Consider the following 18817-nt stretch of genomic DNA (forward strand, 5'->3'; position numbering starts at 1 on the left):
GCATGGACACGATGTTCCACACCCAGACACTGCTGATCATCGCGGCCGGCGCGATCGCCACCTATCTCACGCGCATCGGCGGCTATGTCTTCATTACGCGCATGAAGCGCATTCCGCCGCGGGCCGAAGCGGCGCTGAATGCCGTTCCGGCCGCGGTCCTGACGACGCTGGTGGCGCCGGCCGCCGTGACCGGCGGCCTCGACGTCACCCTCACCATGGCGGTCGCCTTCCTCGTCGGCCTGCGTATCTCGCTTCTGCCGATGCTGGGCGTGGGCTGGATCGTCGTGATGATCCTGCGTCACGTCATCGGCTGATCGGGGCCGTCGCCTTTTCCAGCCATGCCTTCGTCGCGTCGTCCGAAAGGAGCGGCGCGATCTTTTCGCGCGTTTCGGCGTGATAGGCATTGAACCAGGCGAGCTCCTCGTCCGTCATCAGCGCCGGCACGACGAGGCGGCGGTCGATGGGGCAGAAGGTCAGCGTCCCGAAACCGAGCATGTCGATATCACCGCCCTCGACGGGCGCGGCCGGCAGGGTGTGGATGAGGTTCTCGATGCGGATGCCGAAGCTGCCGGGGCGGTAGTAGCCCGGTTCGTTCGAGAGGATCATGCCGGGCAGAAGCTCCTGTGTCGAAAGCCGCGAAATGCGCTGCGGGCCTTCATGCACCGAGAGATACGAGCCGACGCCATGGCCGGTGCCGTGCGCGAAGTCGGCGCCGGCCTTCCACAGGGCGATGCGGGCGAGGGGGTCGAGATCGCAGCCGCGCGTTCCTTTGGGGAAGCGGGCCGTGCTGATGGCGATCATGCCCTTGAGGACCAGCGTGAAGAAGCGCTTCTGCTCCTCCGGCACCGCGCCGATGGCGACCGTGCGGGTGATGTCCGTCGTGCCGTTGATATATTGCGCGCCGGAATCGATGAGGAAGAGCGTGCCCGGTTCGAGCGTCGCATCGCTCGCCGTCGTCACGCGGTAATGCATGATGGCGGCATGCGCGCCGGCGCCGGAGATGGTGTCGAAGGAAATGTCCTTCAGCGGGTTCTGCTGGCGCTCGCCGACGCGGCGGCGCACCTCTTCCAGCTTCTTCGTGACGGCGATCTCGGTCTCGGTTCCCGGCGTCGTGCCATCGAGCCAGGCGAGGAATTCCACCATGGCCGCGCCGTCCTGGAGATGGGCGCGGGCGGAGCCCTGAAGCTCGACGTCGTTCTTGCAGGCGCGGGGCAGGCGGGCCGGGTCGGCGGCCTCGACGAGCGTGCCGCCCTTGCCGCGGACGATCTCGGCCAGCGCGAAGGGTGCGTGGTCCGGGTCAATGAGGATGCGCTTGCCTTCCGCCGCCAGCGCCGCGATGCGTTCGTCGAACTGTGAGGGGGGCACGAGGTCGGCGAGCTGCGTGAGATAGGCTTCCTGCTCGATGCCGGTCTTGCGCTTGTCGAGGAAGAGCTGCGGGCGGCCGTTCGCCGGGATGATGGCGCGGGCCAGCGGGTGGGGCGTGTGCGGCACGTCGCTGCCGCGGATGTTGAAGATCCAGGCGATGGAGGAGGGATCGGTGACGGCGAGGGCATCGGCGCCGGCCTTCGCCGTCGCCTCGGCCATCTTCACGAGCTTGTCCCTGGCGAGCTCCCCGGCATGGTCGATGGTCTGGATGGCGACGCGGCCGAGCGGTTCGCTCGGGCGGCCGGTCCAGATGCGGTCGAGCGGGTTGTGCGGCAGGAGGACGAGCGCGCCGCCGAGGCCGGCAAGCGCCTTTTCCAGCCGGCGCACTTCCGCGCCGGTGTGCAGCCAGGGATCGATACCGAGGCGGAAGCCCTTCGGCGCATGATTTTGCAGCCAGAGATGCGGCGGTTCGCCGACGAGGTCGCCGCCGGTGAAGACCGTGCCGTCCACCTGCTCGGCGAGCTGCGTGACATAGCGCCCGTCGACGAAGACCACGGCCTCGCCGCGCATGACGAGCGCGACGCCCGCCGAGCCGGTAAAGCCCGTCAGCCAGGACAGGCGCTCGGCGGAGGCCGGCACATATTCGCCCTGATATTCATCGGCGCGCGGCACGAGGAAGCCGTCGATGCCGAGCGTGTCGAAGGAGGCGCGCAGTGCATCCGCGCGCTCGCGGCCGAACTGGGGCGTGGAGGTGACGTCGAAACTCTGGAACATGGGTGGCTTCCGGTGAGGCGATGAATCGTGCAGGCAATTTAACCGATCCCGGCAGGGAGGGAAACGCGGGCGGGGGCATACGGACGGATCGAGAGGTCTCAGATTGGACTTATGCGCTCCGCGCATGGCACCCATGACGCAAAAGGGACTATCTCTATTTTTTCTATCGATTATAAGCGGCGTCAACGAAGCGAACTTAAACGCGCTTCAAGCGAAACGAAGTGAAAGTTCCTCCAGTCCTTCGTGTCGCACATAGCTAGGTGTTCCGATCAGGCGTCTTGCCGGTCACTCCTCCTCCCTCCTCCGGGAAGGCGCTCGGAACACATAGGTCCGCTCGAGCACTCCTCCTCCTCAAGCTCGCGGGCAGGCCGGTTCGCCGGTCCATAGGCGGTGCCTCTGGCACCGCCTTTTATTTTGCCCGGATTTCCAGTCGACACCGCGCCATGGCCTCGGGGCGAGCCCGAGGGCGATGGAGATGAGGAGAGAGAAGCCTAGCGGCGGTTGTCGAGGTGGATCGTCACCCAGCCTTCGCGCCAGATGGTCTTCACATGGCGCAGGCCCGCGCCGTTATAGGCGGCGAGCACCTTCCAGCGTTGCGAGGCGAGGATACCCGACAGGATGACGTCGCCGTTCGGGGCGAGCTGCGCCGCCAGTTGCGGGGCCATGCGCATCAGCGGGCGGGCGAGGATATTGGCGATGATCAGATCGAACGGACCGTGGCGACCGAAGGCGGTGGAGTGGAAGCCCGGCGCGGTTTCCAGCGCGATGCCCGAGGCTATGCCGTTGAGGCGCACGTTCTCGCGCGCGACGCGGGTGGCGATGGGATCGATGTCGGTCGCCAGCACCCGGATGGGGGCGAGCTTGCGCGCGGCGATCGCCAGCACGCCGCTGCCCGTTCCAAGGTCGAGCGCGCGCTTTACCCTGCGCTTGCGCATCACGTCGAAGATGACTTCCAGGCAGCCCGCCGTCGTGCCGTGATGGCCGGTGCCGAAGGCCTGCCCGGCATCGATCTCGATGGATATCTCGCCGGCGCGCGCCGTGCCGCGGTCATGCGAGCCGTGCACGACGAAGCGCCCGGCGCGCACGGGCTTCAGGCCCTCGAGCGACTTGGCGATCCAGTCGATATCGGGAAGAACCTCGCGCTGGATCTCGACGCCCGGGAAATCGGCGGCGAGCAGGGCGGCGAAGCGTTCGTGGATATCCGCCTCTTCCGGCCGGAACATGTAGACGGAGGCTTCCCAGACGTCGTTCTTCTCGTCGATCTCCATCGTGGCGATGGCGTAGCCTTCTTCCTCGAAGGCGTCGCTCATCAGCGAAAGTGCCGCTTCCGCCTTTTGCTCGGTGGTGCTGATATAGAGGCGGATTTCGCTCACGGGCCGGGTTCCTGTTGTTTCAGGTCCGCCTAGCATGTCCGAAAGCCGAGGGCAAAGGTGGATCGCCGGTAAGCGCGCTTATCCCTTGATCAGGTTGGCGAGCTTCTTTTCGGCGACGTCCGGGTTTTCGCCATAGGAGATCGTGCCGGTGAAGCGGCCGGTCGCGTCGAGCAGGAAGACCGAGGCCGTGTGGTCCATCGTGTAGTCGCCGTCCGGCTTTTCCTCGTCGAGCGGCACCTTGCGGTAATAGACGCGGAAGCCCTTGACCATGTCCAGCACCTTGGCCGGCGGGCCGGAAATGCCGGTGATGCGCTTGGAGACGTTGCCGACATACTGGCCCATCAGCTCGGGCGTATCGCGCTCCGGGTCGACGGTGACGAAATAGGCCTGCAGCTTGCTGCCGTCCGGGTCCACCTTGTCGAGCCAGCCGTTGAGCTCGAAGAGCGTCGTCGGGCAGACTTCCGGGCAATGGGTGAAGCCGAAGAAGAGGGCTGTCGGCTTGCCGGTGAAGGCCTTCTCGGTGATCGGCTTGCCGTCCTGGGCGACGAGTTCGAAGGGCACGCCGAACGGACCGCTCGCCACCTGGTCCTTGGAGCGGGTCATTTCCAGCGTGAACCAGCCGAGCAGGCCGGCGACGAGCGCGACGGCGATCCAGAGTACGAGGCGCAGGGTCTTCATGGCAGTCCTTCGGTGGGCTCCGGAGCATTTTCGCTTTTCTTCGAATCGCGAAAGCGCCCCAACTCTTTGTTTCGCCGCATTGTCCGGCGCCGAAGCGATCCCGCTTCGGCTGGAAATGCTCATGTCGGCAACGCCGCTCGCCCGGTGTCATAGTCCTTCGGCGCAGGGCGCGCAAACGCGCCAATTGCCGCAATGCCGGCAAAGCGGAAGGGCTCGCGCGATTGTGATCAGAAGCACCAGGACATGCCGGATTCGGCAAGGCTGAGGAAGATCGCCGTGCCGTGCTCCAGCCAGCCGGCAAAGGCCGCCGTCGCGACCATGACGGCGAGCCCGAGCGCGACCAGCGCGGCGGGAACGACGGTATATCGGCGGGCTGTCTTGTCCATGGCGGGACCATAGCACGGAACGGCCATGTTCGAAACCGCCCCGGCCTGCCGCTACGTCAGGCGTTTCAATGTGCCGAAACCGGCCGGAATACCTCATTCTGCAAGGTTTCCTTAGGCATTGTTTAATCTCTCTTTGTCACCTTGCCATGACGCGCATCAGGCCCTCGGGCTCCGGGACATGACGTCCGCCGCACGCCGAACGGCGCGCCGCGCATCTCTCACAGTTCGCTCCCTCGTCGGGAAGAGGTCTTGTCCATGTCCAACGCCATCAAGCAGTCCGGCGCCTATCTCGAAATCGTTTCCTTCCATCTCGGTGAGCAGGAATTCTGCATCGACATCATGGCCATCCGCGAAATCCGCGGCTGGGCGCCGGTGACGCCGATGCCGCACACGCCGCCCTATGTGCTCGGCCTCATCAACCTGCGCGGCGCGGTGATCCCGGTCATCGACATGGCCTGCCGTCTCGGCATGAAGATGACCGAGCCGTCCGAGCGCTCCGCGATCATCGTCACGGATATCGCCGGCAAGCTGGTCGGCCTCCTCGTCGAGCAGGTCTCCGACATGATGACCATCAAGAGCGAAGCCCTGCAGCCGGCGCCGGAGATCATCCCGGAAGCCCAGCGCGCCTTCTGCCGCGGCATCGTGGCGCTGGAAAAGTCGATGGTCTGCTTCCTCAACCTCGACACCGTCATCGCCGACGAACTCGCCCAGGCCGCCTGAGGCCGAAGGCACCGGAATTTCAGCGAAAGCGCCCGTCGTCTCCGCCGGGCGCTTTCGGCTGCGCACGTTCTCGTGAAAATCCATGAGGAACCAAACGAGACTCCTCCCGTTTTCTCCATGCTTCCGCAAATGAAAACAGTGGAGAATGACAATGAACAGGACAGTTACGATCGCCCTTGCCTCGCTTCTCGCCGTGTCGCCCGTCGCAGGCGTCGCCTATGCCCAGCAGGGCATGGATGCGGACAGGATGACCACCGGCTCGATCGGCACCGACAACGTGAGTGTCGTGCAGATGTCGACGCTGGAAATGGACCAGAGCCAGCGCGGCGAATTCGACCGCCTCTCTCACCGGATGAACGATCCGGCCTCGGTCGAGCGGGTGCAGGCTGAACTTCAGTCCAACCCGGACCTGACGGCGCTTCTTGCTTCCAAGAACGTCCAGCTCAACAATGTCGTCGAAATCAAAACGGCGGCCGACGGCAGCAAGATCGTCTATGTGAGGTAGATGCCTTGCCGTTCCGCGAACCGCGCCCCGAGCCAATCACGGCCGGGGCGTTTTTCATGGTTTGCCCTTGGTCCAGGTCACGGTCTCGCCATAGAGCGGGACGGTCGAGATCGACATCTTCGCCGAGCCGTTCACCACCTCGCGCGAATGGGCGAGGTAGATCAGCGTGTCGTTCTTTCTGTCGTAGACGCGCGTGACGATCAGCGATTTCCAGATCAGCGACAGACCGGCCTTGAAGACCTCCTCGCCGCCGCGGGAAAGATCGATATCGTCGATGGTGATCGGGCCTGTCTGCTGGCAGGAGATGGCATTGTTCGACGGGTCCTCGAACCAGTTGCCCTTCTGCAGGCGGTCGATGACCGAGCGGTCGAAATAGGTGACGTGGCACGTCACGCCGGAGACCTTGGGATCGCTCACCGCATCGACATAGATATCGTTGCCGATCCAGTCGACGCCGACCTTGCCCACCGTATCGGCGGCGGCGGGAAGGGCGGCGACAGCCAGCAGGCCGGCGGTGAGAGTGGTGCGCAGGCAGGCATGGGCAGAAGGCATGGGCATGGCAGGTCTCCTTGTTCCCGTGAAAGGTAGGGATAACCGACCGCTGCCCGCAAGATGGCGCGTCAGGATTTTGCGGCGGCGATGGTCGCCCGGACGGCGTCCTTGTCCGTCAATGTCAGTTCGTATTCGCGGTCCTTCTCGGTGCCGCCCATGCCGACATGCGGATTGCGGAAGACCATGCCGCTCGGCACGGTCGTCAGCGCCGCGAAATGCATCTCGGCAAGGCCGGCCTCATCGCGGACCTTGCGGATGTTGCCGGCGTCGAGCGCGCCGCAGCCCATGATGACGATGCGGCCGGCGGCCTGCTCAACCGCGCTTCTCAGGATGGCAATGCCTTCGACGGCGGTGTCGCGCTGGCCGGAGGTCAGCACGCGGTCGATGCCGCAGCGGATCAGGGCCTCCAGCGCCTCGCCGGCATCCGCCGTCATGTCGAAGGCGCGGTGGCAGGTGACGGACATCGGCCGTGCCGCCTCGACCAGCGCGCGGGTGCGTTCCTCATCGATCCGGCCGTCCGGCGTGAGGCAGCCGATCACGACGCCGGAGACGCCCTCGCTTTTCAGCGCCCTGATGTCCTCGACCATGGTCTCGAATTCGGTATCCGAATAGAGGAAGTCGCCGCCGCGCGGGCGGATGATGGCGTGGACGGGAATGCGCGCGGCCTTCACGGCGGCGCGGATCGTCGCGAGGCTCGGGGTCAGGCCGCCCTCCATCAGGCTTGCGCAGAGCTCCACCCGGTCGGCGCCGGCCTCCTGGGCCGCGAGGAAACCGTCGATGCCTTCGACGCAGAGTTCGATGAGGGGCTTGGTCATGTAATCTGTCCGTGTTGTTCGTCAGGCTTCGCGCCAGACGGTTTTCAAAAGCCGCAGCCAGTTCTCGCGGCAAAGTTTCGCAAGGTCGTCCTCGCCGTAGCCGGCGGCGCGCAGCGCCTCGACCAGCGCCTGGTTGCCGGCCGCATCGCCGATGGCGGCGGGGATCGTCGCGCCGTCGAAGTCCGAGCCGATCGCCACGCAGTCGATGCCCATGCGCTCCACCATATGGTCGATATGGCGAACCATGTCGGAGAGCGGCGTGTCGGCATTCTCCATGCCGTCGGCGCGCAGCATCGTGGTCGCGTAGTTGAGGCCGGCAATGCCCTTGCGCTCGCGGATCGCATCGAACTGGCGGTCGGTGAGGTTACGCGAGATCGGCGTCAGCGCATGGGCGTTGGAATGGGTGGCGACGAGCGGCTGCGTGCTTTCGCGCGCCACGTCCCAGAAGCCCTTTTCGGTGATGTGGGCAAGGTCGATCATGATGCCGAGCCGGTCGCATTCCTTCACCAGCGCGACGCCGGCCGGGGTGAGGCCGGGGCCGGTATCGGGCGAGGAGGGGAAGGCGAAGGGCACGCCGTGGCCGAAGCGGTTGTGCCGGCTCCAGACCGGGCCGAGCGAGCGCAGGCCCGCGGCGTAAAGCGTCTCCAGTGTCGAGAGGTCCTCTGCGATCGGCTCGCAGCCTTCGATATGCAGCACGGCGGCGAAGCGGCGGGCCTCCATGGCGGCGCGGATATCGGCGGTGGAGCGGCAGATCGAAAGCGCGCCGGCGCGTTCCAGCCGGAAGGCGATCGCGGCCATTTCGAGCGCGGTGGCGAGCGCGGCGGGCTGTTCCAGCGGGCCGACCATCGGAATGCTGTAATGGCCGTTCGCGTCGACTTCCCGCGCCGGATAGTCCTCGTTCGGCGGGATGAACATGGCGCAGAAGCCGCCGGCAAGGCCGCCCTTCAGCGCGCGCGGGGCGTCGATATGGCCCTTGTCGGTTCCGTGGGCGAATTCGGCGACGGGATCGATCCCCTCCCGCGCATGCTCCCAGAGCCGAAGGAGAACATCGTTGTGGCCGTCGAAGATCAATTGCATGTACCGCTCCCGGACAAATTCTATCCTGCTGGGCTCGGGTAGAGCCGATTCCGCCGCGGTCCGCAAGGAGAGCGGCGGGGCCGTCATGCATCAGGCATGGAAGACCGGGATGCCGCCGATCCAGGTCGACAGGACATTTACGCCGTCGTCGATGACCGCGAAATCGGCGTCGTGGCCATGGGTGAGGCGGCCCTTACGGCCGGTCATGCCGATGGCCTCGGCGGGATAGAGCGAGGCCATGCGCAGGGCCTCTTCCATATCGATGCCCACGGTGTCGCGCATGTAGCGCACGCAGGAAGCCATATCGATGTCGGCGCCGGCGAGCGTGCCGTCGGCCAGCGTCAGGCGCCCGCCCTCGCGGAAGATCTCGCGGCCGTTCAGGAAGAAGCTCGTCATGTCCGTGCCGATGGGCGACATGGCGTCGGTGACGAGGAAGATGCGGCCGGGGCCGCGCTTTGCCCGGAGCGCCGCGCGGATGGCGACGGGGTGGACATGGTAGCCGTCGGCGATCAGGCCGGCATTGACATGGCCGAGATCGAGCGCCGCGCCGACCATGCCGGGCTCGCGGTTGCCGAGCTGGCTCATGGCGTTGAAGAGATGCGTCATCATGTGCGCGCCCGCCTCGACGGCCGCCGCCGCCGTGGCATAGCTGCTGTCGGAATGGCCGAGGCTGACGGTGACGCCGGCCGCATGCAGCGCGGCGATCTGCTCGTTGGTCGCGTTTTCCGGTGCGAGCGTCATCAGCAGGGTATCGAGGCCCTTGCGGGCGGCGATGGTCCGTTCGAGGTCCGCCTGTTCCATCGGCCGGATGAGAGCCGGGTCGTGCGCGCCCTTGCGGGCGATGGAAAGATGCGGGCCTTCGAGATGCAGGCCGAGGAAGCCGGGCACGCCCGCTTCGCGCGCCGCAAGGCCGGCCGCGATGGTCTTCGCGGTCACCTCGCGGTTGTCGGTGATCAGCGTCGGCAGGAGGCCGGTGGTGCCGAACCGGGCATGGGCGGCGCACATGGTGCGGATGCCCTCGACATCGTGCTGCTCGTTGAGCAGCACGCCGCCGCCGCCATTGACCTGGAGATCGATGAAGCCGGGAACGAGCGAAAGCCCGTCCATCGGCACGATCCGGGCGTCGGCCGGCACGTCGCGCAGCGCGGCGATGGCGGCGATCTTGCCGCCCTCGACGATGAGCGCGCTGTCGTCATGCCACAGATTGCCGTCGAAGATCCGGGCTCCGGTAATGGCGGTGAGGGCTGTCATCGGGTTTCCGTCACTTTCTTGAGGTTGACCGGCTTGTCGGGGTCGAGGCCGCGCCCGCGCGACCAGGCTTCGACGAAGCCGTAGAAGGGAACGATCAGCGCCAGCGCGTCGGTGATCGGATGTCCCGTGGCGACGAAGGGCAGTTTTCGCGCGCTCTTGGCGCCGGCCGCGGTGATGCCGACATAGGCGCCGCGCTCGGCGAGGCTGTCGGCCATGCCGGTGACGGAGGCTTCGGCCGCATCGCGGGCGGCAAGGGCGATCACCGGGAAGGAGGGGCCGACGAGGGCGACGGGGCCGTGCAGCACTTCCGCCGAGGAATAGGCCTCGGCATGCATGCCCGAGGTTTCCTTGAACTTCAGCGCGGCCTCGCTCGCAATGGCAAGGCCCGGGCCGCGGCCGAGGACATAGAGCGACTGCGCGTCCTTGAGGTCGCCGGCAAGCTCGGACCAGTCGAGCGCGACGGCCTTGGCGAACTGTTCCGGCAGGTTCTTCACGGCGCGGTCGAGATCGGCGTCGCCCGTCCATTCGGCGAGCACGGCAAGGCCGGCGACGATGGAGTTCACATAGGACTTCGTCGCCGCGACGCTGATTTCCGGGCCGGCCGAAAGATCGAGCGAATGGGTGCAGGCATCGGCGAGCGGCGAGGGCAGCGTGTTGGTGAGCGCGATGGAGATCGCGCCGCCCTTCGTGGCGCCGTCGGCCATGGCGACGATGTCCGGGCTCTTGCCCGACTGGGAGATGGCGATGGCCGCGCCGCCGCCGAGCTTCAGCTTCGCGCCGTAGATCGAGGCGAGCGATGGGCCGAGGGAAGCGACCGGCCGGCCGGCGGTGAGTTCGATCGCATATTTCAGGAAGAGGGCCGCGTGGTCGGAGGAACCGCGGGCGACCGTGACGAAGAACTGCGGATCGCGCTCGCGCAGCGCCTTGCCGGCAGCGGCGATGGCATCGGCGGAGCCGGCAAGCAGGCGGGCCGCCGCTTCTGGGATTTCATTGATCTCTTTTCGCATGTTGGTCTGCATGGAATTCCCTTTGCGATTGGACGCTCACGTGTCGGACAGCGTCAGTTCGGCGACGAAATCGTAGGCGTCGCCGCGGTAGATGGAGCGGGTGAACTCGACCACCCGGCCGGTGCGCAGATAGGAGATGCGCTCGATGGAAAGGCCCGCCGCGCCCGGCGGCACGCCGAGCATCGAGGCGTCCGGGTCCTTCATGTTGTAGGCGGAGATGCGCTGCACGGCGCGCACCGGGCGGCAGCCGCGCTTTTCCAGCGCGGCATAGAGCGAGCCCTGCACCTGCATGGGATCGGGCAGGAACTCGGCGGAGATGCAGGCGCGCTCGATGGCAAGCGGCATGTCGTCGGCAACGCGCAGGCGCCCGAGGCGGGCGACAAGCGCGTCGGCGGGCAGGCCGAGCATCATCATCTCGTCGGGCGAGGGATGGAACAGGCCGCGGTCGATCCACTCGGCGCGCGTCGTCAGGCCGCGCCGCGCCATGTCCTCGGTAAAGGAGGTGAGGCGCGAGAGCGACTGCTGCACCTTCGAGACCGGCTTTGCGACGAAGGTGCCGGAGCCGTGGCGGCGGACCAGGAGGCCGTCCTTGACGAGATCGTCGACGGCCTTGCGCACGGTGACGCGGCTGACATTGGCATGGTCGGCAAGGTCGCGTTCCGCCGGCAGGGCATCGCCGTAATTCAGCTTGCCGGAGGTGATGGCGTCCTCCAGCGTCTGGCGGAGCTTCAGGTAGAGCGGACCGGGCACGCCCGATTGCAGGCTTTCCGGCGTCAGGATGGCGGAAAGGGGCGTGCTCATGCGGCCGCTCCCGTTCTTTGCCGGTAGCCCTTGGCGGCGAGCGCCACGGCGCCGGTCAGCGCATCGGCCTCGGCCTCGACGAGGATCGAGCGGTGCCGTTCGCACAACCATTCCGGATAGATCGGCGCAAGGCCGCCGAGCAGGCAGAGGCGCTGTTCGCCGGCCAGCGCCATGATGGCGTCGAGGGATTCGTTCACCGTCGCCGCGCCCGCCTTGACGATGGCGATCGCCTGGGCGTCGCCCCGGCGGGCATGGTCGAAGAGGACGGGGGCGAAGCGGCCGAAGTCGCCGGGCTTGGAGAGGCGCGCGAATTCGACGATGCCGCGCGGGTCGCCCTTGAATTCCTCCAGGATGGCGTCGGTAACGCCCGAGCGCGGATGCACGCCGTCATGGGCGAGCAGCGCCTCCTGGAGAAGCGCATGGCCGAGCCGCGCGCCGCCGCCGAGATCGCCGACGGTGAAGCCCCAGCCGCCGATATAGCGGACGGTGTTGTTCCGGCGCGCCATATAGATGGAACCGGTGCCGAGGATCGCCACCGCGCCGTCGCCGTCGCCGATCGCGCCCTGCAGGGCGATCAGGCCGTCGCTGTCGATGTCGGTGTGGCGGAAGGGCAGGCGGTCGTGCACATAGCGGGTAAGGTCGCCGACATTGGTGCCGGCAAGGCCGAGAAAGGCCGAGGCGCCGTTGACACCGGCTTCGTCGAGCCCGGCGTCGCGATAGGCGGCTTTCGCCGCTTCCGTGATGGAGATGATCGCGTTGTTGGGATCGGTCAGGATATTGGCCGCGCCGCTCTTGCCGCGACCGAGGATGATGCCGTCCGGCCGCGCCACCGCTGCGCGGCAGCTCGTTCCCCCACCGTCGATACCGAGAATATAGTCAGTCATGGGCACCTCCGAGCACAACGATACCAAAAAAATACCATTAACCAAGGGGTATGGTGGTATCGAAAATCAGCTTTTATGTAACTAATTGATTTTTATCGATTAAAATATTTGAGGCCAAAAAAGTGGTCTCATAAATTAATTTCCTATGGACAATTGGTATTTTTTTGGCATTAATTTCGGCCAGAGGAGAAACGACATGGCCGCAGGCAGGACCGAGGGCAGGCATGATCAGGCGAACGGGCTGGACGAACGTCAGCCCGTGGACGCGCTGAAAGTGCTTGCGGATGGGCAGAAGGCCGCGGCCGCCGTGGTCGATGCCGCGCTTGCCGATATCGCCGCCGCCGCCCGCCTTGCCGCCGATGCGCTTCTTTCCGGCGGCCGCCTCGTCTATGCCGGCGCCGGCAGTTCCGGCCTCATGGCCATGGCGGATGCGCTCGAGCTTCCCGGCACCTACGGCATCGCGCATGACCGCATCGTCATCCTGCTCGCCGGCGGTGCCGCGAGCCTCGTCGACCTTGCCGGCGGCTATGAAGACGACCGCGACCTTGCCGTGAACGATGCCGTTTCCGCCGGCGTCGATGCGAAGGACTGCGTGATCTGCGTTTCCGCGAGCGGCAGCACGCCTTATGCGCTGGCGATGGCCGCCCATGCGAGGGAGAAGGGTGCCCGCGTCGTCGCGATGGCCAATAATCCGGGCGCGCCGCTCTTTAAGGGCGCCGATGTCTCCATTCTTCTGCAGACGCCGCCGGAGGTGATTTCCGGTTCGACGCGCATGGGTGCCGGCACGGCGCAGAAGATCGCCTTCAACCTGTTCTCGACGCTCGTCGGCATCCATCTCGGCCATGTCCATGACGGGCACATGGTCAATCTCAAGGCCGACAACATCAAATTGAAAGGGCGCGCCTGCCGCATCGTTTCCGACATTTCGGGTGTCGGGCTCGACGAGGCGGAGCGCCTTCTTGCGCGCTCCGGGGGCTCGGTCAAGGCGGCCGTGCTTCTGGCCGCGGGGGCGGAGGATCCCGGCGCCGCACAGGCGGCGCTGGAGCGTTCGGGGCAGAGCCTTCGCCGCGCCCTCAATTCCATCGGATAAACTGGTCTCAAAACGCGCTACGGCGCATAAAAGGGGAGAATGCAATGACACGCAACGCTATCAAAGGTCTGCTTCTTGCCACGAGCATCCTCGGCACGGCCGGGATCGCTCAGGCGGCGGACGTCACGCTGACGGTCGAAAGCTGGCGCAACGACGACCTCGCCATCTGGCAGGAAAAGATCATCCCGGCCTTCGAAGCGAAGAATCCGGGCATCAAGGTCGTCTTCGCGCCGACCGCGCCGACCGAGTACAATGCCGCGCTCAACGCCAAGCTGGACGCCGGCTCGGCGGGTGACCTCATCACCTGCCGTCCGTTCGACGCTTCGCTCGAACTCTTCAACAAGGGTCACCTGACCGCCCTCAACGACCTGCCGGGCATGGAGAACTTCTCCGACGTCGCCAAGTCGGCCTGGACGACGGACGACGGCTCCAAGACCTTCTGCGTGCCGATGGCCTCGGTCATCCACGGCTTCATCTACAACAAGGACGCCTTCGAGCAGCTCGGCATCACGCCGCCGGCCACGGAAGCCGAATTCTTCGCCATGCTCGACAAGATCAAGGCGGACGGCAACTACATCCCGATGGCCATGGGCACGAAGGACCTCTGGGAAGCCGCGACCATGGGCTACCAGAACATCGGCCCGACCTACTGGAAGGGTGAGGAAGGCCGCAAGGCGCTGATCAAGGGCGAGCAGAAGCTGACCGACGAAGGCTGGGTCGAGCCCTACCGCGTCCTCGCCAAGTGGAAGGACTATCTCGGCGACGGCTTCGAGGCGCAGACCTATCCGGACAGCCAGAACCTCTTCACGCTCGGCCGCGCCGCCATCTATCCGGCCGGCTCGTGGGAAATCGGCCTGTTCAACACGCAGGCGCAGTTCAAGATGGGCGCCTTCCCGCCGCCGGTGAAGAATGCCGGCGACACCTGCTACATCTCGGACCACAACGACATCGGCATCGGCCTCAATGCCAAGAGCCCGAATGCGGACGCCGCCAAGAAGTTCCTGACCTTCGTCTCCTCGCCGGAATTTGCCGACATCTACGCCAACTCGCTGCCGGGCTTCTTCAGCCTGAACTCGACGGCCGTGAAGATGGCCGACCCGCTGGCGCAGGAATTCGTCTCCTGGCGCGAAAAGTGCAAGCCGACGATCCGTTCGACCTACCAGATCCTGTCGCGCGGCACGCCGAACCTCGAAAACGAGACCTGGACGGAATCGGCCAACGTCATCAACGGCACCGACACGCCGGAAGTGGCCGCCGAAAAGCTCCAGAAGGGCCTCGACAGCTGGTACAAGCCGGCGAAGTAAGCCTCGCGCTTCGGCTGCCGGACTTTGCTTGAGGAGCGGGCTTTCCCGCTCCGGTCCTCTCCCCGCTCATGCGCGGGGGGAGGGACCCGGGCGGCGCGGCTGACTATTGCAGACGCGCCTGCCGCATCGCCTCTTCGTCCCGGTGGACAGAGGCCGCCGAAGGGCAGATTGGGGCAGCGACCCCGTCACTATCGTGTATGCTGAACTTGTCATGTGCGGCCGGGCTGCCGCGCACGGCGTTCGCGCATGCAAAAACCGAACGAACAACAACCGGAGGGGCAAGCTGGGCCATGAGCGACATACCTTCTTCCCGTGATGCAGCAGAGCCGATCAAGCGCCCCATGCGCTGGCATATCGGCGTTTTCCTGCTGCCCGCCTTCATCGTCTATTCGGCGGTCATGATCCTGCCGCTGATCGAGACGCTGCGCCTGTCCCTGTTCAACGTCGTGGACGGTCAATCGACCTTCGTCGGCCTTGGCAACTTCAAGGTCCTGTTCGGCGACGAGCGCTGGGCGGCGGACTTCTGGAACGCGCTCAGGAACAACTTCGTCTTCTTCGTCATCCACATGCTGGTGCAGAACCCGATCGGCGTGGCGCTCGCGGCCATGCTGTCGCTGCCCAAGCTGCGCTTCGCGGCCTTCTACCGCACGGCGATCTTCCTGCCGACGCTGCTCTCCTTCGTGATCGTCGGCTTCATCTGGAAGCTGATCCTTTCGCCGATCTGGGGTGTCTCGCCCTATCTCATGGATCTCGTCGGCCTGAAGTCGCTGTTCTCGCCCTGGCTCGGCAAGCCCGGCTCGGCGCTGATCGCCGTGTCGCTGATCTCCGTCTGGCAGTATGTCGGCATTCCGATGATGCTGATCTATGCGGCGCTGCTGAACATCCCGGAAGAGGTGGTCGAAGCGGCCGAATGCGACGGCGTGACGGGCTGGAGCCAGTTCTGGAAGATCAAGCTGCCGCTGATCATGCCGGCCATCGGCATCATCTCGATCCTCACCTTCGTCGGCAACTTCAACGCTTTCGACCTCGTCTACACCGTGCAGGGCGCGCTGGCCGGGCCGGACAAGTCCACCGACATCCTCGGCACGCTGCTCTACCGCACCTTCTTCGGCTTCCAGCTCCAGCTCGGCGACCGTTCGATGGGCGCGACGATCGCGACGGTCATGTTCCTCATCATCCTCGCCGGTGTCTCGCTGTATCTCTTCGTGATCCAGCGGCGCATGCGTCGCTACCAGTTCTGACCGGAGGGCCCGACATGTCCAACAAGGCACGCACCTCGCTCGCCCGCTCGTCCTTCGTCCACCTCGCCCTGATCGCCTATGCGGTGGTCTCGGTCTTCCCGGTGTTCCTGACGCTCATCAATTCGATGAAGGATCGCAACGCGATCTTCCGCAATCCGATGCAGCTTCCGACCACCAAGACCTTCGACCTCGTCGGCTATTACACGGTGCTGGGGCAGGGGGATTTCGCCACCTACTTCCAGAACAGCTTCATCGTCACGGTGGTCGCCATCGCCCTGGTGCTGCTGTTCGGCGCCATGGCCGCCTTCGCTCTTTCGGAATACCGCTTCCGCGGCAACACGATGATGGGCCTCTATCTCGCCATCGGCATCATGATCCCGATCCGCCTCGGCACGGTCGCGATCCTGCAGGGCATGGTGGCGACGGGTCTCGTCAACACGCTGACGGCGCTGATCCTGGTCTATACGGCGCAGGGCATCCCGCTCGCCGTGTTCATCCTGTCGGAATTCATGCGGACCGTCTCCGACGACCTCAAGAATGCCGGCCGCATCGACGGGCTTTCGGAATACGCGATCTTCTTCCGCCTCGTGCTGCCGCTGGTGCGGCCGGCCATGGCCACGGTCGCCGTCTTCACGATGATCCCGATCTGGAACGACCTGTGGTTCCCGCTGATCCTGGCGCCGAGCGAGGCGACCAAGACGGTGACGCTAGGCTCGCAAATCTTCATCGGCCAGTTCGTCACCAACTGGAACGCAGTGCTCGCGGCGCTGTCGCTGGCGATCTTCCCCGTCCTTGTCCTCTACCTCGTCTTCTCGCGGCAACTGATCCGCGGCATCACTTCGGGAGCTGTAAAGTGAACTCTGCCATGACCCCCATCCGTGTCCTTTCCGCCGGTCTCGGCAACATGGGCAGGAGCCATGCGCTCGCCTATCACGAAAATCCGGGCTTTACGATCGTTGGCCTCGTCAACCGCTCGAAGGTCGCCGTTCCGGAAGGCCTCGAAGGCTACGAGATCCTGCCGTCCTTCCCGGAGGCGCTGAAGGAGTTGAAGCCGGAGCTCTGCTCGATCAACACCTATTCGGACAGCCATGCCGAATTCGCCATCGCGGCGATGGAAGCGGGCGCCCATGTCTTCGTGGAAAAGCCGCTGGCCACCACGGTCGCCGATGCCGAGCGCGTCGTCGCCTGTGCCCGCGCCAACGGCCGCAAGCTGATCGTCGGCTACATCTTGCGCCATCATCCCTCGTGGATGCGGCTCATCGACGAGGCGCGCAAGCTCGGCGGGCCTTACGTCTTCCGCATGAACCTGAACCAGCAGTCGAGCGGGCCGACCTGGGCGACCCACAAGGCGCTGATGCAGACCACGCCGCCCATCGTCGACTGCGGCGTGCACTATGTCGACGTGATGTGCCAGATCACCGACGCCAAGCCCGTCGAGGTGCGCGGCATGGGCCTGCGCCTGTCGAACGAGATTGCGCCGGACATGTACAATTACGGCCATCTCCAGGTGCTGTTCGACGACGGTTCGCTCGGCTGGTACGAGGCGGGCTGGGGCCCGATGATCTCGGAAACGGCCTTCTTCGTGAAGGACGTCATGTCGCCGAACGGCTCGGTCTCCATCGTCATGGATCCGAACGCCAAGTCGGACGACATCGACACGCACACCAAGACGGCGGTCATCCGCCTTCACAACGCGGCGACCGGGCCGGACGGGAAGTTCCTGTCGCCGGACGAGGACCTGAAGATGGCGGGCGAGCCAGGCCATCAGGAACTGTGCGACCGCGAACAGGCCTTCGTGCTGAAGGCGATCCGTGAGGACATCGATCTTTCACGGCACATGGACGATGCGGTGCAGTCGCTCAGGATCTGCCTCGCCGCCGACGAAAGTGTCAGAACCGGTCAGACGGTCAAGCTCTAAAGGGGATATCGGGTGGGCTCTCTTCAACTCAAATCCGTACGCAAGTCCTTCGGCAATGTCGATGTGATCAAGGGCATCGACCTTGACGTGAAGGACGGCGAATTCGTCATCTTCGTCGGCCCCTCGGGCTGCGGCAAGTCCACGCTGCTGCGCATCATCGCCGGCCTCGAGGACGCGACGTCCGGCTCGATCACCATCGACGGGACGGAAGTGGCGACGGTGCCGCCGGCCAAGCGCGGCATCGCCATGGTGTTCCAGTCCTACGCGCTCTATCCGCACCTGTCGGTCAAGGACAATATGGGTCTTGGCCTCAAGCAGGCCGGCACGCCGAAGCCCGAAATCGACAAGCGCGTCGACAAGGCCTCGGCCATGCTGTCGCTGGAGAAGTATCTCGCCCGGCGCCCGGCGGAGCTTTCCGGCGGCCAGCGCCAGCGCGTTGCCATTGGTCGCGCCATCGTGCGCGAACCGAAGCTCTTCCTCTTCGACGAGCCGCTGTCGAATCTCGACGCGGCGCTGCGCGTCAACACGCGTCTGGAGATCGCAAGGCTGCACCGCGAGCTGAAGGCGACGATGATCTACGTCACGCACGACCAGGTCGAGGCGATGACGCTGGCCGACAAGATCGTCGTTCTGGATGCGGGCGTGATCCAGCAGGTAGGCTCACCGATGGAACTCTACAACCGTCCGGCCAACCTCTTCGTCGCCGGCTTCATCGGCTCGCCGGGCATGAACTTCATCGATGCGGCGCGCCTCGGTGTCGCGGGCGCGAAAACTGTCGGGGTGCGCCCGGAGCACATCACGCTGTCGCGCGAGAGCGGCGAATGGCAGGGCAAGGTCGTGCATGTCGAGCATCTCGGCGCCGATACGATCGTCTATCTCGAATCGGAAAAGGTGGGTGCGCTTACGGCACGGCTGTTCGGCGAGCATCACTATGCGGTCGACGACGTCGTCTTCGCGACGCCCGCGGCGGGTCAGACGCATCGTTTCGATGCGGATGGCCGAGCGATACGTTGAGGACCCTCATCACAATTTTGTGATGAGGGTGGATTGCTGCCTTTCTCGCGGCTATCCTCAGT

Annotated in this window: 20 protein-coding genes; 9 read left to right on the forward strand and 11 right to left on the reverse strand. The window is 65.4% G+C overall.

Translation table 11 applies throughout. The features are described from left to right. Positions 1 to 2: 2 nt before the first annotated feature. Positions 3 to 314: an AzlD family protein gene (locus DSD28_RS08705; RefSeq protein WP_162911347.1), complete on the forward strand. Its 312-nt coding sequence runs from the start codon at positions 3 to 5 to the stop codon at positions 312 to 314. Here the strand turns inward: DSD28_RS08705 and DSD28_RS08710 are convergent. The 4 genes from DSD28_RS08710 to DSD28_RS25835 form a co-directional block, all read right to left on the reverse strand. Continuing rightward, on the reverse strand, positions 304 to 2139 hold the full coding sequence (locus tag DSD28_RS08710; protein WP_119256008.1) for an aminopeptidase P family protein: 1836 nt from the start codon (positions 2137 to 2139) through the stop codon (positions 304 to 306). The two genes, DSD28_RS08705 and DSD28_RS08710, sit on opposite strands and share 11 nt — an antisense overlap. Before the next feature lie 491 nt (positions 2140 to 2630). Then, positions 2631 to 3512: a 50S ribosomal protein L11 methyltransferase gene (locus DSD28_RS08715; RefSeq protein ID WP_119256009.1), complete on the reverse strand. Its 882-nt coding sequence runs from the start codon at positions 3510 to 3512 to the stop codon at positions 2631 to 2633. A gap of 78 nt (positions 3513 to 3590) precedes the next feature. After that, entirely contained in the window at positions 3591 to 4190 is a 600-nt protein-coding gene (locus DSD28_RS08720) for an SCO family protein (RefSeq protein WP_119256010.1), read from the reverse strand. A gap of 227 nt (positions 4191 to 4417) precedes the next feature. Next, a complete protein-coding gene (locus tag DSD28_RS25835) occupies positions 4418 to 4576 on the reverse strand; it encodes a hypothetical protein (protein WP_162911309.1) in 159 nt (52 codons plus the stop codon). 255 nt (positions 4577 to 4831) lie between these two features. On the opposite strand from DSD28_RS25835, the gene DSD28_RS08725 reads away from it, so the two are divergent. Continuing rightward, positions 4832 to 5296 carry a chemotaxis protein CheW gene (locus DSD28_RS08725; RefSeq protein WP_117366518.1) on the forward strand — a complete coding sequence of 155 codons (465 nt, stop codon included), beginning with the start codon at positions 4832 to 4834 and terminating at the stop codon, positions 5294 to 5296. A 151-nt stretch (positions 5297 to 5447) separates the two neighbouring features. Next, on the forward strand, positions 5448 to 5801 hold the full coding sequence (locus DSD28_RS08730) for a hypothetical protein (protein ID WP_119256011.1): 354 nt from the start codon (positions 5448 to 5450) through the stop codon (positions 5799 to 5801). A gap of 54 nt (positions 5802 to 5855) precedes the next feature. On the opposite strand, the gene DSD28_RS08735 is transcribed toward DSD28_RS08730, so the two are convergent. The 7 genes from DSD28_RS08735 to DSD28_RS08765 form a co-directional block, all read right to left on the reverse strand. After that, complete coding sequence (locus DSD28_RS08735; protein ID WP_119256377.1) at positions 5856 to 6353, reverse strand: CreA family protein; 498 nt, start codon at positions 6351 to 6353, stop codon at positions 5856 to 5858. A gap of 68 nt (positions 6354 to 6421) precedes the next feature. Next, on the reverse strand, positions 6422 to 7168 hold the full coding sequence (locus tag DSD28_RS08740) for a copper homeostasis protein CutC (protein ID WP_119256012.1): 747 nt from the start codon (positions 7166 to 7168) through the stop codon (positions 6422 to 6424). 21 nt (positions 7169 to 7189) lie between these two features. Beyond that, positions 7190 to 8245, reverse strand: a complete 1056-nt coding sequence (locus tag DSD28_RS08745) for a dipeptidase (RefSeq protein ID WP_119256013.1) — start codon at positions 8243 to 8245, stop codon at positions 7190 to 7192. A 90-nt stretch (positions 8246 to 8335) separates the two neighbouring features. Then, on the reverse strand, positions 8336 to 9496 hold the full coding sequence (gene nagA / locus DSD28_RS08750) for an N-acetylglucosamine-6-phosphate deacetylase (RefSeq protein WP_119256014.1): 1161 nt from the start codon (positions 9494 to 9496) through the stop codon (positions 8336 to 8338). After that, positions 9493 to 10515 (reverse strand): SIS domain-containing protein, encoded by a 1023-nt coding sequence (locus tag DSD28_RS08755; RefSeq protein WP_119256015.1) that lies wholly within the window; start codon positions 10513 to 10515, stop codon positions 9493 to 9495. Before DSD28_RS08755 ends, nagA begins: the two co-directional genes overlap by 4 nt. A gap of 24 nt (positions 10516 to 10539) precedes the next feature. Further along, on the reverse strand, positions 10540 to 11304 hold the full coding sequence (locus DSD28_RS08760) for a GntR family transcriptional regulator (protein ID WP_119256016.1): 765 nt from the start codon (positions 11302 to 11304) through the stop codon (positions 10540 to 10542). Continuing rightward, positions 11301 to 12188 carry an N-acetylglucosamine kinase gene (locus tag DSD28_RS08765; protein WP_119256017.1) on the reverse strand — a complete coding sequence of 296 codons (888 nt, stop codon included), beginning with the start codon at positions 12186 to 12188 and terminating at the stop codon, positions 11301 to 11303. The genes DSD28_RS08760 and DSD28_RS08765 overlap by 4 nt, the downstream gene beginning before the upstream one ends. A 196-nt stretch (positions 12189 to 12384) precedes the next feature. On the opposite strand from DSD28_RS08765, the gene DSD28_RS08770 reads away from it, so the two are divergent. From DSD28_RS08770 to DSD28_RS08795, 6 genes are all read left to right on the forward strand, one after another. After that, complete coding sequence (locus tag DSD28_RS08770) at positions 12385 to 13278, forward strand: N-acetylmuramic acid 6-phosphate etherase (protein ID WP_119256018.1); 894 nt, start codon at positions 12385 to 12387, stop codon at positions 13276 to 13278. Between the two features lie 44 nt (positions 13279 to 13322). Beyond that, complete coding sequence (locus DSD28_RS08775) at positions 13323 to 14582, forward strand: ABC transporter substrate-binding protein (protein WP_119256019.1); 1260 nt, start codon at positions 13323 to 13325, stop codon at positions 14580 to 14582. A gap of 290 nt (positions 14583 to 14872) precedes the next feature. Beyond that, positions 14873 to 15823 carry a carbohydrate ABC transporter permease gene (locus DSD28_RS08780; protein WP_119256020.1) on the forward strand — a complete coding sequence of 317 codons (951 nt, stop codon included), beginning with the start codon at positions 14873 to 14875 and terminating at the stop codon, positions 15821 to 15823. A gap of 14 nt (positions 15824 to 15837) precedes the next feature. After that, positions 15838 to 16680: a carbohydrate ABC transporter permease gene (locus tag DSD28_RS08785; protein WP_119256021.1), complete on the forward strand. Its 843-nt coding sequence runs from the start codon at positions 15838 to 15840 to the stop codon at positions 16678 to 16680. Continuing rightward, positions 16677 to 17741, forward strand: coding sequence for a Gfo/Idh/MocA family protein (locus DSD28_RS08790; protein WP_119256022.1), 1065 nt, complete (start codon positions 16677 to 16679; stop codon positions 17739 to 17741). Before DSD28_RS08785 ends, DSD28_RS08790 begins: the two co-directional genes overlap by 4 nt. A gap of 12 nt (positions 17742 to 17753) precedes the next feature. Further along, positions 17754 to 18755 (forward strand): ABC transporter ATP-binding protein, encoded by a 1002-nt coding sequence (locus tag DSD28_RS08795; protein WP_119256023.1) that lies wholly within the window; start codon positions 17754 to 17756, stop codon positions 18753 to 18755. Positions 18756 to 18817 lie beyond the last annotated feature (62 nt).

Origin of the sequence: Shinella zoogloeoides, assembly GCF_003574625.1 — a bacterium.
GTDB lineage: Bacteria > Pseudomonadota > Alphaproteobacteria > Rhizobiales > Rhizobiaceae > Shinella > Shinella zoogloeoides_A.